At 68.7% G+C, this 13,993-nt stretch carries 14 protein-coding genes and 1 pseudogene; 5 read left to right on the top strand and 10 right to left on the bottom strand.

Annotated features, from left to right (window positions below):
• Positions 1-75: 75 nt before the first annotated feature.
• From OG452_RS00830 to OG452_RS00820, 3 genes are read right to left on the bottom strand one after another with little or no spacing between them, the layout of a single operon-like run.
• On the bottom strand, positions 76-537 hold the full coding sequence (locus OG452_RS00830) for a hypothetical protein (RefSeq protein WP_327293631.1): 462 nt from the start codon (positions 535-537) through the stop codon (positions 76-78).
• Positions 534-1,469, bottom strand: coding sequence for a TauD/TfdA dioxygenase family protein (locus OG452_RS00825; RefSeq protein ID WP_327293630.1), 936 nt, complete (start codon positions 1,467-1,469; stop codon positions 534-536). The genes OG452_RS00830 and OG452_RS00825 overlap by 4 nt, the downstream gene beginning before the upstream one ends.
• A 52-nt stretch (positions 1,470-1,521) precedes the next feature.
• Entirely contained in the window at positions 1,522-2,229 is a 708-nt protein-coding gene (locus tag OG452_RS00820) for a TetR/AcrR family transcriptional regulator (RefSeq protein ID WP_327293629.1), read from the bottom strand.
• Between the two features lie 209 nt (positions 2,230-2,438).
• Here OG452_RS00820 and OG452_RS00815 point away from each other — a divergent pair, with 209 nt between their 5' ends.
• Together OG452_RS00815 and OG452_RS00810 are read left to right on the top strand one after the other, a co-directional pair.
• On the top strand, positions 2,439-2,810 hold the full coding sequence (locus OG452_RS00815; protein WP_327293628.1) for a hypothetical protein: 372 nt from the start codon (positions 2,439-2,441) through the stop codon (positions 2,808-2,810).
• A gap of 219 nt (positions 2,811-3,029) precedes the next feature.
• Positions 3,030-3,362 carry an ArsR/SmtB family transcription factor gene (locus tag OG452_RS00810; RefSeq protein ID WP_327293627.1) on the top strand — a complete coding sequence of 111 codons (333 nt, stop codon included), beginning with the start codon at positions 3,030-3,032 and terminating at the stop codon, positions 3,360-3,362.
• 94 nt (positions 3,363-3,456) lie between these two features.
• Here the strand turns inward: OG452_RS00810 and OG452_RS00805 are convergent, their stop codons facing one another.
• Together OG452_RS00805 and OG452_RS00800 are read right to left on the bottom strand one after the other, a co-directional pair.
• Complete coding sequence (locus OG452_RS00805; RefSeq protein ID WP_327293626.1) at positions 3,457-3,870, bottom strand: hypothetical protein; 414 nt, start codon at positions 3,868-3,870, stop codon at positions 3,457-3,459.
• Positions 3,867-4,430, bottom strand: coding sequence for an NAD-dependent epimerase/dehydratase family protein (locus OG452_RS00800; protein WP_327293625.1), 564 nt, complete (start codon positions 4,428-4,430; stop codon positions 3,867-3,869). Before OG452_RS00800 ends, OG452_RS00805 begins: the two co-directional genes overlap by 4 nt.
• Positions 4,431-4,691: 261 nt before the next feature.
• Between OG452_RS00800 and htpG the strand changes: the two genes are divergently transcribed.
• Positions 4,692-6,665, top strand: coding sequence for a molecular chaperone HtpG (gene htpG / locus OG452_RS00795; RefSeq protein WP_327293624.1), 1,974 nt, complete (start codon positions 4,692-4,694; stop codon positions 6,663-6,665).
• A 206-nt stretch (positions 6,666-6,871) separates the two neighbouring features.
• Here the strand turns inward: htpG and OG452_RS00790 are convergent, their stop codons facing one another.
• Positions 6,872-7,990 carry an alpha/beta hydrolase gene (locus OG452_RS00790; protein ID WP_327293623.1) on the bottom strand — a complete coding sequence of 373 codons (1,119 nt, stop codon included), beginning with the start codon at positions 7,988-7,990 and terminating at the stop codon, positions 6,872-6,874.
• A gap of 439 nt (positions 7,991-8,429) precedes the next feature.
• On the opposite strand from OG452_RS00790, the pseudogene OG452_RS00785 reads away from it, so the two are divergent.
• A pseudogene (locus tag OG452_RS00785) lies at positions 8,430-9,068 on the top strand (MFS transporter); the annotation flags it as partial.
• A gap of 16 nt (positions 9,069-9,084) precedes the next feature.
• Here the strand turns inward: OG452_RS00785 and OG452_RS00780 are convergent.
• Both OG452_RS00780 and OG452_RS00775 read right to left on the bottom strand, forming a co-directional pair.
• Positions 9,085-10,065 (bottom strand): S66 family peptidase, encoded by a 981-nt coding sequence (locus OG452_RS00780; protein ID WP_327299470.1) that lies wholly within the window; start codon positions 10,063-10,065, stop codon positions 9,085-9,087.
• Positions 10,066-10,171: 106 nt separating this feature from the next.
• Positions 10,172-10,609, bottom strand: a complete 438-nt coding sequence (locus OG452_RS00775; protein ID WP_442809937.1) for a nuclear transport factor 2 family protein — start codon at positions 10,607-10,609, stop codon at positions 10,172-10,174.
• Between the two features lie 294 nt (positions 10,610-10,903).
• On the opposite strand from OG452_RS00775, the gene OG452_RS00770 reads away from it, so the two are divergent.
• Positions 10,904-12,136, top strand: coding sequence for an MFS transporter (locus OG452_RS00770; protein ID WP_327293622.1), 1,233 nt, complete (start codon positions 10,904-10,906; stop codon positions 12,134-12,136).
• Positions 12,137-12,487: 351 nt separating this feature from the next.
• Here the strand turns inward: OG452_RS00770 and OG452_RS00765 are convergent, their stop codons facing one another.
• The gene (locus OG452_RS00765; RefSeq protein WP_327293621.1) at positions 12,488-13,093 is read right to left on the bottom strand and encodes a DJ-1/PfpI family protein; all 606 of its coding nucleotides are present in this window, start codon (positions 13,091-13,093) and stop codon (positions 12,488-12,490) included.
• A 189-nt stretch (positions 13,094-13,282) separates the two neighbouring features.
• Entirely contained in the window at positions 13,283-13,891 is a 609-nt protein-coding gene (locus OG452_RS00760) for a hypothetical protein (RefSeq protein ID WP_327293620.1), read from the bottom strand.
• Positions 13,892-13,993: the final 102 nt, after the last annotated feature.

The following is a 13,993-nucleotide window of genomic DNA, read 5'->3' as shown; positions in this document are numbered from 1 at the left end:
TCTCGCCGCCCGAGCCCGGGACGGCAAGTCCGCGGTAGCCGGTACCGGCGTTCGTGCGTACGGAACCAGCGGCCGCTACGGTCTTCTCCGCCGGACCTCACGTGTCCGCAGGGCGGGAGGGTCGTTGTGGCGCCTGTGCAGGGCGGGCCCGATGATGGCGAAGGCTACGCACAGCCCGGCTCCGGCGATGATCTGGGCTCCCTGCGACGGGATCCAGCACTGGAGCAGGTAATCGACGGCGAGTGCCGAGGCGATCAGCACCAGCTTGGCCAGGAACAGGTCGCGCACCGGAAGCCCGTTCAGGACGCCGCCTCCTCGCCGGTGTCGCTCGCGCCACCGGCGCACCAGCTGCACCATGCTCATGGCGGCCAGCAGCGTGGCCAGCAACTGCAAAGCGTGCTGCCATGCCGGACCGCTCTCCGAGGCCCAGCGCCAGCCGAAGTACAGGCCGGCGAACCAGAAGGCCGCGTGGACCAGGCGCTGCCTGCGCGCGTCCGGGCTCCGTTCCGGAGATACGTCTGTCTCCGGCGCGGTCACTGGGGCCGGTCACCGAGGATGGTCACGCGCTCCATGACGCGGGTGTGGGGGTAGTAGTCGCCGTTGGCGTAGTGCTGGGTGGCACGGTTGTCCCAGAAGGCGACGGTGTTGGCACGCCAGCGCAGGCGGCACTGGTATTCCGGATGGCGGGCCTGGTCGTAGAGGAACTCAAGGAGTTCGCGGCTCTCCTGCTCGGACAGGCCCTCGACGTGATGGGTGAAGATCCGGTTGACGTAGATGAGCCGGCGGCCGTTTTCCGGAAGCGTGCGGACCACGGGGTGCGCCACCGCTGGATACTTCTGCTGCAGGCGGGCGAGGTCCTCGGGTCCGAGCCGGCGGCCGAAGCTCTGGGTGAAGTCGTGGACTGCGCGCAGGCCTTCCAGCCGCGCCTTCACATCCTCGGGCAGCCCGTCGTAGGCGGCGGCCATGTCGGACCACAGCGTGTCACCGCCCACATCGGGCACATGCACGGCGCGCAGGATGGAGCCCATCGGCGGTGTGGTCTCGAAGGAGGCGTCGGAATGCCAGACGTTCTCCACGGCCGGAGAGTCGGCGCCCCGGGAGAGCCGGACCACCTCGGGCAGATCGGCCTTGGGCAGGAACGGGTGCACCTCCGGGGTGCCCCACCGGCGGGCCAGATCACGGTGCTGAATCGGCGTCAGGTGCTGGTCGCGGAAGAAGAGCACCTTCCACTCCAGCAGCGCGCGGTGCAGCTCCTGGTACAGCTCGTCGGTGAGCGGCCGGGCCAGGTCCACACCGGAGATCTCGGCGCCGATGGTCGGGCTGCACGGAGCGAGGCCGAACAGCTCGTAGCGCAGTCCGGGGGTGAACTCCCCGGTGGGGGTCAACTCGCGTACGGGCACGGCGGACACGCCGTTGTCGAACACCGGGCGGTCACCACGGTGCGCGGTATCGGCGAGGGATGTGCTCATGGCTGGGCCTCCTGGGCCGGGTTGGGAGATGAGTGCGCGAGAGCGCGCCGGTTCAGCCGGCGCGTACAGCGGCGTCGGCCCAGCCCTCGGCGAGTGCCAGGGTCGATGGCCGGCAGGGCGCGGTGAGGACAGCTGCTCCGGTGTCGATCAGACCGGCGAGGAACAGCTCAGTGGGGCCGAGTCCGCGCAGCCCGCCGGTCTGCAGCCGGGCCTCGCGGTCGGCGAGCGAGTGAGCGAGGAAGCCGGTGAAGTGCCACCACCGCTGCAGGCCCAGCGGCGCGGGCATGTCCTCGGCGGCCAGCACCGCGCGGGCGCGCTCGCGCAGCCTCGCCAGACCCTGGGTCCCCGGTCGCGCCTCCAGGTCGTTCAGGGTGAGCGTGGCGACATCGGGGTGGATGGTATAGGCGGCCTGCACGCAGAACCGCAGATACCAGCTGCGGCCCGGCGCGGCCTCCAGCAACTCGGCCAGCGGCAGGACGAACGCCTCAGCGATCGTGTACGGATCGCTGCCGCGCCCCTCGCGGTCGAAACCGTCAATGAGCGCAATGCGGCGCACGTCGATCGGTACCTGCCGGTGCTCGAAGACCGCGTCGACCAGGCCCTGTTTGGAGCCGAAGTGGTACTTGACCGCGTTGTCGTTGCGCTGGCCCGCATCCGCAGCGATCCTCCGCATCGAGACCGCGTTGATGCCGTGCTCCGCGAAGAGTCGCTCGGCGGTCGCGATCAGATGAAGCCGGGTCGACGCGCTCTGACCATCCATAAGCTGGAAGCTAACGCAGCTGCGTTAACAATTCAATGGCAGTCCGGCGTCTCTCCGGGTGGTGTCACTGAGGGAAGCCGTTTGCGCCCCCAGCTCACTCCCGTCTCACTCCCTTCCGCGGCCACTCCTTGGAGTGATGGGCGCATCACGCTGTGTGGTCCGGGGCAGATCGGGATCGCACGTACGCACCGTCATGAAGGGAATCCCATATGAAGCCTCAGCCCCGTCCACGCCGCACCTTCCGCCGCGTCTTCACCGCCACCCTCGGCGCGGCGGCCCTCACGCTCACCTTTTCCGGCTCGGCCCGGGCTGCGGAGGGCGACTTCACCTACGTCTTCCATGACCAGAGCGGCGCCCCGCATCCCGGGAGCCTGACCAGTCCGCCGAGCCGGGAGTGCATCACGCTGCCACAGGTGGCGGAGGAGTGGTTCACGCCCTCCGCCGACACCCCGCGCAACTTCACCGATGCCACGGCGACCGTCTTCACCGGCATCGACTGCCGGGGCGACCACTTCACCCTCCGGCCCTTCGGAGGGCACGCGTCGGAGCGGCTGAAGCTGCGCTCGGTCGTCTTCTCCTGACGCCCTCGCCTTCTCCGCTCATGCGTTGATTCAGTGAGTCGCTGAGCTGTTGATCCGCGATCCGCGCGCTCGGCTCCCCAGGACCGGGGGGCCGTCAGGGGACGTTGACGTTCCGTGCCCGGGGTGGAATCCCGGCCGTCTTAGGTATGGTGGCAGTAATACCTGACAGGCGGGTCGGGCTACGCGGTACGAAGCAATCCGTATCCGAGGTGAGTGATCATGGCGGACGAACCGGGCCGTCCGAGCCTTGAGGAAATGGACCTCGGGAAGGTCTTGACGGCCCTTTCCGACCCGCTGCGCCGCCGCGTCGTGACAGAGCTGATCGCTGAACCGGGGGATGCGGAGCGCACCTGCGCGTCATTCGACTTGCCCGTCTCGAAGTCGACTTGTACCCATCACTTCCGGGTGCTGCGCGAGTCAGGACTTGTCACGGACGTGGACTACGGCAACCGCCGCGGGGTGCGACTCAGGAGGCTGGAGGTCGAGCAGCGGTTTCCCGGTCTGCTGGGGCTGCTCGCTCAGGAGACCGCGGCCGCCCGCCCGCAGGCGTGACACCCCAGCGCTCCGCCCGAATCAGAACGGCTCCTGTCCGGCTTCGCTTCGCCCAGCATCAGCCGATCCCCATGCGGCGCGGATGGCGGGTGACCTACGGGACGATCTTCCGCTTGCGGAATTCGTCAAAGATGCTGATGAACATCTGCTCGGTCTCGACGTACTCGTGGAAACCTGCCCGTCGTGACTTCGACGTGTCGGCGAACATGTCGTAGTCGGGACCGAACACGAAGTCGCCGAAGTTCCAGCAGGAGACTTCTTCGTAGGAGTGCGCGAGACCGTACCGGGCCGACATCTCGTTCCACAGGGCCTCCTTGTCCGCCATGACGGTGGCGAGCGACATCTGCAGGGGCGGGGCCACGTCCATCCCGAAGTACGCGGCGATCCTGGGCCACATCTCGTCCCACCGGAACAGATCGCCGTTGGCGATGTTGAACGCCTGCCCCTCTCCGCTCGCGTCGGTCGCTGCCCAGACTGTCGCCTTCGCGAGCAGGCCGGCGTCCGTCATCTCGAAGAGGCTGGTGTAGGCACCGGGCCTTCCCGGAAATCGCAGGGGCAGGCCGAGCTCCTTCGAGATGGACGCGTACACGACTTGCCCTGGCTCCGGCGTTCCAGGAAGGACTGCTGGTCCACGTTGAACTCCGGCGGCATGTGCCCCGCGTCGCTCTCCCGTGCCGGCGTCTTGAACGGACCGAGGTGCGCGCCGTAGACCTTGTAGCCCTGCATCAGGCTGACGTGCCGCAGCCCGGCCGCCACCGGCTCGACGGCGTCAACGGAGTTCACCAGCATGGCGAGGTTCGGGGGTACCAGCTCCGCCCAGGTCGGCCGGTCCTGGAACGCCGCGTAGAAGATATGTGTCACCTCGGTCAGCCCGCCGAGCTTCTGACGTGGGTCATCGGCGTCGAGCAGATCCACGGCGATGTAGCGGACGCGGCCGGTGTCCGTGCCTCCGCGCCGGGAAACTCCGATGATCTCCCACTCGTTGAGATCGCGAAGGTGCTGGATGGTGTCGCGCCCGACAACTCCGTTCGCCCCGACGACCAGGGCGACTTTGCGTTCCGGGTTCATGACTCTGCTCCTGAGGACCGTGCGCTGCGCACCTCTTGTACGACCGCCTTCGTACCTGGGCGGTGAATCACGCACCAAGGTAAGGCGCAAGGCGTACCTGGAGGTGTGCGCGAGTGGGGACGGCCCGCTGGCGGAGGCGCTCGCTGCACCTCGGTGGGCGATCGTGCCCGGGACGGTGAACGGGACCTGCACCGCCGTCGGCTGATCTAGAGTTCCCAGGTCAGTCCCGTCACTTGATGACCTGAGAAGGAAGCACGGATTATGCCGACTGAGACGTTCGAGTTTCAGGTGGAAGCGCGACAGCTTCTGCAGATGATGATCCACTCGATCTACTCGAACAAGGACGTGTTCCTGCGCGAACTCGTCTCCAACGCCTCCGACGCGCTCGACAAACTTCGTATCGAAGCACTCCGCGACGACTCTCTCGGCGTGGACGTGTCCGATCTCCACATCGCCATAGAGCCGGACGAGAAGGCCCGTACGCTCACCGTGCGCGACAACGGCATCGGTATGTCGCACGACGAAGTGGTCCAGCTCATCGGGACGATCGCGAACTCGGGCACGGCCAAGTTCCTGCAGGAGCTCAAGGAGAAGGAAGCGGAGGGCGCCGCCGCTGCCGACGGGCTCATCGGTCAGTTCGGGGTCGGGTTCTACTCCAGTTTCATGGTGGCCGACGAGGTCACCCTGCTCACCCGCCGTGCGGGCGAGAGTCACGGCACCCGCTGGGTGTCGACCGGCGCGGGTACGTACACCATCGAGACCGTCGACGACGCCCCGCAGGGCACCGCGGTCACGCTCCGGCTCAAGCCGGAGGACTCCGAGGACCGGCTGTACGACTACGCCTCCCCGTGGAAGATCAGGGAGATCGTCAAGCGTTACTCGGACTTCATCACCTGGCCGGTCAGGCTCGTCACCGATTCCGCGGCCGCCGACGCGAGCGGCACGGAGGGAGAGACAGAGACAGACGCGGAGGGGGCCGCCGACGCGGGTGCCTCCGCCGAGCCCGAGACCCTGAACTCGATGAAGGCCCTCTGGGCACGCTCGCGCGACGAGGTCACGGACGACGAGTACCACGAGCTGTACAAGCACATCAGCCACGACTGGAACAGCCCCCTCGAAACCATCAGGCTTCAGGCGGAGGGCACCTTCGAGTACCAGGCGCTGCTGTTCATCCCGGCGCACGCGCCACAGGATCTGTTCACACAGGGCTACCAGCGCGGAATCCAGCTGTACGTGAAGCGCGTCTTCATCATGGACGACTGCGAAGCGCTGATGCCGCCGTATCTGCGCTTCGTCAAGGGCGTGGTCGACGCGCAGGACCTGTCGCTCAACGTGTCGCGCGAGATCCTCCAGCAGGACCGGCAGATCCAGCTGATGCACCGTCGACTGGCGAAGAAGGTGCTGTCGACGGTCAAGGAGATGATGTCCGGCGAGCCGGAGCGCTACGCCACGTTCTGGCGGGAGTTCGGCCGCGTCCTCAAGGAAGGACTGCTGAGCGACTTCGAGAACCGCGACGCGATCCTCGGTGTCTCCTCCTTCGCCACCACGCACAGCGACGACGAGCCGGCGACTCTGCGGCAGTACGTGGAACGCATGAAGGACGGCCAGGAGCACATCTTCTACCTGACGGGCGAGTCCCGCCAGGCCATCGAGAGCTCCCCGCACATGGAGGCTTTCCGGGCCAAGGGCATCGAGGTTCTCCTGCTCACCGACCCCGTCGACGAGGTGTGGGTGGAGGCGGTCCCCGAGTTCGACGGCAAACAGCTGCGATCCGTCGCCAAGGGCGAGGTCGACCTCGGCACCGAGGAGGAGAAGAAGGAGGCCGGGACTGAGCGCGAGAAGCAGCAGCAGGAGTTCGAGCCCCTGCTGACGTGGATGACGGAACGGCTGAACGAGAACGTCAAGGAGGTGCGGCTCTCCTCACGTCTCACCGTCTCACCGGCCTGCATCGTCTCGGACACGCATGACGTGACGCCGGCCCTGGAGAACATGTACCGGGCTATGGGCCAGGACGTACCCCACGTCAAGCGCATCCTCGAACTCAACCCGGGGCACCCGCTGGTCACCGGGTTGAACAAGGCGTACGCGGAACGGACGGACGACACCGCCCTCAGCGGCCTCCAAGAGGCGGCCGAGCTTCTGCACGGCATGGCGCTGCTCGCCGAGGGCGGCGAGCTGAGCGATCCGTCGCGCTTCGTCAAGCTGCTGGCCGACCGGCTGGAGCGCACCCTCTAGCCGCAGGGGTCCAGTGGTCCCGGGGGAGCGTCCCGCCGCACTGGCGGGACGCTCCTGCCCTCCGGGAGCAAGTGCTCGGACGGCCGGACCGGGCCCGGGCGGGGCGGGAGCAAGCGCCCGGGGGTTCGGGGCCTGGTCCGGCCGGGGCGAAAGTACGCGCCCGGACTGCCGGCCTGGTCCGGCCGGGCGCGCGTCGCTGCTTCCCGTCAGCGCATCGGCACCTGGTGTGTCAACCACCGGAAGATCTCCGGGACCTGTTCCCTCCAGACCGCGGTGGTGTGCCCGCCCGCACCGGCAGGCAGTCTGACGGCCTGTACGGTCGTCGGGCGTTTGGCCGCCTGCTTGAGGGCCACCGCGCCCTGGTAGCCGTCACCGGACGCACCGGAGACGAACAGCGCCACCCTGGGCGGAACCCGGTCGTGCCGAAGAATCTTCCACGGGTTGTTCCGGTTGCGCAGCTGAATCGTCCGAGCCGTGAGCGAGGCGGGCTCGCCGACCGGATCGTTGTAGCCGGACATGCCGATCGCGGCCCGGTAGCGGTCCGGGTGCCGGACAGCCAGTTCGACCGCGCAGTGCGCGCCGGCCGAGTAGCCCGCGACGGCCCACCCGGCCGGCCGGCGGTCGGCCCGGAAGGTGTCCGTCACCATCTTGCGGACATCGACACTGAGCCAGGTGTCGGCGTTGACCTTGCCCGGGATGTTGGCGCAGCCCGTGTCGACCTTGCCCAGCAGCGTCGTTCGGGGCGCGACGATGATGTACGGGGCCACCTCACCGCGCTGCATCATCGGTGCGAGCTGCGTGTTGACGTGCAGGGTCCCGAACCAGGCCCGTGCGGAGCCGGGGTAGCCGGGGAGCACTTCGACCACCGGGAAGTTGCGGTGCCGGTAGGCGGGTTGACCGTACTGCGGCGGCAGCCAGACATAGACCTCGCCCTCCACCCCGGAGATCCGGCCCTTGAGCTGGGTGGCCTGCACTCCGGGTCCCATCCGTGGGTCGCCGGCCGGGTGGAACTTCTGCCTGATCCGCGGCTCGTTCCTGACGGACTTGCCGCCGGTTCCGTCCGGGCCGAGATCGGCGGCAGCGTGCACGTGGTTGCCGGTACCGAGGAGGTCGGCCCAGTTGTCGTAAAGGCCGTTGGAGTTGTTGACGATCAGGAACACCAGGAGCACCCCGGTGGCCTGGACGGCGACCAGCATGGCCAGTCGCGCGGTGTGCCGCACCGCGCCGGGGCCGCGGATCCGGCTCCAGAACAGCAGCGGAAACGCGAGTGCCGCCACCACCAGCACGATCGACGTCAGGAAGAAGGGTGTCCCCGTAAGGCTCATCAGTTTCTCGTCTCCGGATAACGAGGAGCCGCAGGGGCGTTGCTGCCCGTCCCGGGCCCCGGTCCGGTGAAGGAGATGGCAGAGGGCGCCCCGGGGTTCCCGAACCGCGTGGATCGGGGGACAGGTCACATTCGTACAATCGTGCCGGATGCGCGGGTGTTCGACCGCGCGGTTCCGTTCGCCGGGTCGTTACCGGTCGGCTCTCAACCCCTGTCGCGCAGGGCCGCCGCGGGCTGATGCGGGTATCGAGACCCACGAGGAGCCAGCCCATGCCCGGTCCTCCGAGCGCGCGTTGACGCCGTAGGCCGTTGAACGGCCCGGTCATCGCGTGCTGCCTCTGATCCGCGGCACAGCGAGCCTTCTCCTGCCTCAATCGCCGGCGCACCTGCAGTGCGCCGGGTGGCGGGCCTCGTACCCGGTATTCCCAAGGGGCGCGACTGTGTCGTCCCGTTCCTCCGCTGTATCCGATGCCGGTTCGCCGGTTCCCTCCCGCCTGTGGAGGGAGAGGGACTTCCGAAGGCTCTGGCTCGGCCAGGCATCCTCCCAACTCGGCGAGCAATCAAGGCTGGTGGTCCTGCCACTGATCGCCGTGCTGACGCTCCACACGGACGCCGGCCTGCTGGGCGCCCTCCGCGCGGTGGGGCAGGCACCGATCCTGTTGTTCTCGCTCTTCGCCGGTGCTTGGGTCGACCGACGGCGGGCCCGTACGGTGATGGTGCTGACGGACGCCGGCCGGGCCCTGGCGCTGGGTGGCGCCGCGCTGGCCGGCCTGCTGGGCGGACTCGGCCTGCCGGCGCTGCTCATGGTCGCCTTCATCGCCGGAACCCTGTCCGTGTACTTCGACGTGGCCTACCAGGCGGGCCTCGTACGGCTGGTACAACGCGATCAACTGGTGCGCGGCAACAGCGCGCTGGAGGGCTGCAGGTCAGCGGCCCAGATCGGAGGTCCGGCGCTCGGGGGCGCGATGGTGTCGCTTCTGTCGGCGCCCGTCGGGGCCGCGTGCAGCGCTGCGTTCTTCGGGCCGTCGTTCCTGTCGATCGGGCGGATCCAAGGCGAAGTGACACCGAAACCGTCCAGGATCGCCGGCCCCGGCATCAGTCCAGGGTCTGGGTGAGTTCGCTGCGGGTCGACGTGTGCACGACCCGGCCGCGTGCGCCGTTGACGATCGGCAGATACGGCGGGACGTGACCGCATTCGACATCGGCGATGATCGGCACGTTCAGCGGCCCGAGCGCGTCCAGAACGGCCTGGTGCTGGGTGAGCGACGCGGCGTCCGGCGCGGCGGTCCGGCCGACGAGTACGGCGTTCGCGTCGTCGAAGAAGCCGGCCAGCCGCATTCCGTGCAGGTTCCTGCAGATGGTGAACGCGTCGTCGCCCCCCGCCTCGACGTATACGAGCAGCCCCTCCGGGGACTCGGCGCGGGCGAAGGCCGGTACATCGAGGTACGGCGTCCCCGCGAGGTTGCACAAGGTTTCGATGCAGCCCCCGATCAGGCGCCCCGCGACATCCCCGCCGCCTTGGCCGTCCAGCCTGGTCCATCTGCCGGGGGTGTCGAGCAGGTACGTGCACGCCTTCGGCTCGGTGCGGAAGTCGTCCCACCCGGTGGTGCGGTGACGGTTCGGCGGGGTCTGCGTAAACCGGTGCCCCCGCGGCGCGGCGGCGATGTCGAGCCATGACAGCAGCCCCGCGGGCACCTCGTACGGGGTGTCCATCAGGTTGTTCCCGTGGATGGTCGCCGTCCCGGTGAGAAGGGTCAGCGGTGTGAGGAGAGCCGACATGTCGGAGTAGCCGACGAGCCAGGTCGGCTCGGCCGCACGCAGGCGGCCCCAGTCGAGCAGGGGCATCAGGTCGATCGCGGTCTCCCCGCCCCACGGCGGGACCACGGCCCGGATCACAGGATCTACCAGCATCGATGTCAGCTCGTCCGCGCGGTCCGCAGCCGGAGCGCTGACATGGCCGGTTCCATCCATGCAGCGCCCGACGACCACCTGGTACCCGCGGGCCTCAACCGTGCGAATCGCCACGTCGAGCCGCTCACGCAGATCTTCCGCCACTCCGCTCGAAGGGGAAGTGATGCCGACACGGTCACCGGGGCGCAGGGGGCATGGGTATCGAACTGAGATGCGCCAGATTCTGGCACGGGTCAGGCGGCTTGCCGACGGGAATTCCGCCGGCCCCGCATCACGGGGTCTCGAACGCCTGGGTGACGGAGAGGCTGTCCTCGTAGACGTGGTGCCGGGTGACGAGGCCGTTCTCGAACGTGAGGTGCAGCGCGAACCGGGCCCGGTAGGCGCGTCCGGTGGGCAGGGCGGTCTGGCGGATCTCGCCGAGTACGACCGCTTCGGTACCGTCGATGAGGATGCGCTCGATCTCGGTGGCCGCGAGCCCGGGAACATGGTGCTCCGCCAACTCGCGGTAATGCGCGGCGGCATCGGCGCGGGTGGACCGGTGGCGGATCCACGGTGTGGCCGTGCGCCCGTGCTCGGCCTCCGGCCAGTCCAGCTTCCAGTCGCCCCTCTCGGCGTACAGCTCGGCGATCCGCTCGGGGCCCCCCTCACCGATCCGGCGCAGCAGCTCCTCCACCAGGGTGCGGGTGGTCGCGGGTATGGCTGTGGGCACGTGCGTATCCTCTCCACTGCTCAACTACGGTGCTCCGATATGGCTCTTCGGACTTCTGCTTCTGCAGGTGCTTCTACGCGACCCGCATCGCGGTGGTGCGGCGGTCGCCATCCTCGCCGGGGTCGCAGGCCCCGGCAATTACCTCCCGGGTAAGGGCGCGGCCCGTGAGGTCCGCCCGTCAGGAGGAGTGCACCGGCCGTCTCCAGAACCGCGTCCTTGAGGCGTGGCGGAATTTCGGCATCAGTTGGCAGTTTCTTGGAAGTGCGACAGGCGCGGGATGCCGAGCATGGATGGGTGTCCAGGAACAAGTTGATCCCTCTGCTGTCTGTCGGTCACGCCTGCGTGGATGTGTACCAGGGTGCCGTGGCGGCGCTGGTACCGTTCTTCGTCGCTGAACGTGCCTACAGTTATGCCGCCGTCTCCGGAATCGTCCTCGCCGCGTCACTGCTGTCGTCGGTGGCTCAGCCCGCGTTCGGGCTGCTGACCGACAAGTGGGCGATGCCGTGGCTGCTGCCGGTGAGCACTTTGCTCGGCGGGGTGGGGATCGCGCTCAGTGGTGTGAGTGGGTCCTACAAGCTGACGCTGGTGTTCGTGGCACTGTCCGGGCTCGGTGTGGCGGCCTACCACCCCGAGTCGGCCCGGGTCGCGCGGCTGGCAGGTGGCGGCAGCCACAGCGGCATGGCGTGGTTCTCCCTGGGCGGCAACCTCGGGTTCGCGGCAGCCCCGCTCATGGTGTCGGCAGTCGTGGTCACCGGCGGCCTCCGGCTCTCGCCGCTGCTGGTGATCCCGGCCGTGGTCGGCAGTGTGCTCTGTCTGCCTGTGATGCGGGCGATGGAGAGGAACGGATCGGGTCGTGCCGTTGCGGCGGCGAAGGCAGGGCGTGATGACCGTGCTTCGTTCGTCAAACTCTCGCTCGTGGTGGTCTGCCGTTCCATCGTGTTCATCGGACTGAGCACCTTCATCTCGCTCTATGCCAAGCAGCGCATGGGAGGCAGTACGCCGGCGGGCACCGCCGCCCTGTTCGTGCTCTACCTGGGCGGCGCCGTCGGGTCCGTGCTGGGCGGCAGGCTGGCCGACCGGTGGGACCGGGTGACCGTGGCGCGCTGGTCGTATCTCGCTACGGCGGCCGCGGTGGCCGGGATCGTGACCGTCCCGGGTCCGGCGCTCTATGTGTTCGTGGCACTGGCCTCCGCCGGGCTCTATGTACCGTTCTCGCTCCAGGTCACCCTCGGCCAGGACTACTTGCCCTCCCGGGTCGGCACGGCCAGCGGGATCACTCTTGGCCTGACCGTGAGCATCGGTGGGCTCGCCAGTCCGCTCATCGGTGCTGTTGCCGACGCGACGTCCCTCCGTACGGCGCTGGCTCCGCTGGTGGTACTGCCGGTCGTGAGCTGGCTGCTGCTGCGCACGCTGCCCGAACCGGACCTGCCCGCACGGCCGTTGACGGCCCAACAGGCGGCACGCACCAAGGGTGGTGAACCTCTACCCGTTCAGCCAGTCCAGCCCGTCCAGCCCGATCGCCGGTGAGCGCTCCTGCGGGCCCGTCGCCCCCGGCCACGGATGGCTGAGAGCGTGGCCGGTCGGCCGACCGGGCCTGTCGGGGTGGAGAGCAAAGTACTGGTGCCCAGCGCCCAGCACGCGTATTCTCCCGCTCGCCACCGGGGTGTCTGAGCCGCCGCGAGCCCGGCTGCCGGGGCCTCGGCCGGCGGACGCAGCCGCTGGGCCAACTCAGCGGGCACTGGGACCACTTCGGGGCCCATGCCCACACCGGGGCGGGCTGCACGGTCCCGGCGCCGCCGCCAGGTGCGGCAGGCGAGCCAGGGGGAGGGTTCGCCGGCCCGAACCAGCGGCGAGCAGCCGGGTGATGATCGCGGTGTGTCAGTCGGCCTCCGGCTCGTCGGCGAGGTAGGGCGGCGCAGGCTCGTACTGGATGTACCGGCGGACGGCGCGGGCGTGGTCGCGGCCGTGGAGGCGGCCGACCAGCCACAGGGCCATGTCGATCCCGGCCGAGACACCCTGGCTGGTGACGAGCGTCCCGTCGACGACGTAGCGTGCGTCGCGTACCACGGTGATGTCGCCCCTGGCCTGCAGCGTGTCCTCGAACAGGTAGTGGGTCGCGACCCTGCGGCCGCGTGCCGGACCTGCCTCGTGGAGCAGCAGGGCTCCGGTGCACACGCCGGTGGTCCAGTCGGCGCTGGCGGAGGTCTCGCGGATCCAGTCGGTGAGTACGGGGTTGGACACTTCGCGACGGGTCCCGTTGCCGCCCGGTACCAGCAGGACGTCCAGCGGAGGGTGGTCGTCCAGGGTGTGGTCCGGCAGGACCCGCATGCCCTTGTTGCAGCGGACGGCGTCAGGGTGTTCGGCGATGAGGAGCGCGGTGTCGGCGTGGCCGCGCAGCATGGAGGAGGCGGTGAACACCTCCCAGGGTCCGGTGAAGTCGAGTTCCTCGGCACCGTCGAAGATCAGCAGGCCGTAGGTGGTCATGTGTGCTCCTTGGTGGATCGGAATCGGTCTCGGTGGTCGGATGGTGCGACCGGCTGCCGTCGGGGCGCGGACGTACGGGCCGGCCCGCCGTCCAGTGCTGTGACCGCGATGGTTCGCCGGAGCCCGGTTGGAGCGGTTGGATGGGGTGCCCCGTCCGTTCGGAGCGCCGAGAGCTTGGGGCGCCTGGTACTACTGCGCCCAGCGTCCCATGGTCGGGGCGGTGCCGATCAGGCACTCGATGCCGATCGGGAAGCCAACGTAGGCGTAGGCGGTCAAGCGCAAGTGACCCTCAAGGCAGACCAGGGTGTCCTGCCTCTCGCCGACGAGGATGAGCGGAGGAAATCGCTCGCCTCCGATGAGTGCCTGGGCTGCGTCGACGAACGGTTCGTTGGGCACGCCGAACGCCCGTTGCCCGGCTTTGATGCGTAGGGCCGCGTCAGTCGGCCGACGGCTGCCACCTGACAGTTCGACCCAGTAGGAATAGTCGAGGTAACGCACGCTTGCCGCCTCGTCGGCTGACAGGAGTGCTCTGGTCCATGTGACTTGAGTGGGGAAGTTCTCGAACAGGGCGCGGTTCTCGCCGTACCCGCGGGTCGCAGCGAGCAGAGCGCGACGCACGAGGTTCGCGCCAGCGTCGGAGAGGTCCGGATGCGTAAGCAACTGCTCGGTCTGCCCGGCTGCCACCAGGTGGGAGCGAAGACTCTGGCCGAACCTCCGGCTGGCCAGCTCGCCGCTCAAGAAACAGGCGACCATCTCGTCCTCACTGCTCATACCCAGTACCTGCACGACGGTCAGCATAGGGTCGGCCTCGTTTGGACGCCGCAGCCGGTCAAGGGCAGGCGAGGCGCTTGAGGAGATGGCCTGCTCGATGCGTCAGGAACGTACTCGTAGCAGTCGGGC

Source organism: Streptomyces sp. NBC_01197, assembly GCF_036010505.1.
Taxonomy (GTDB): Bacteria; Actinomycetota; Actinomycetes; order Streptomycetales; family Streptomycetaceae; genus Streptomyces.
This window is presented reverse-complemented; position numbering and strand designations above follow the sequence as displayed.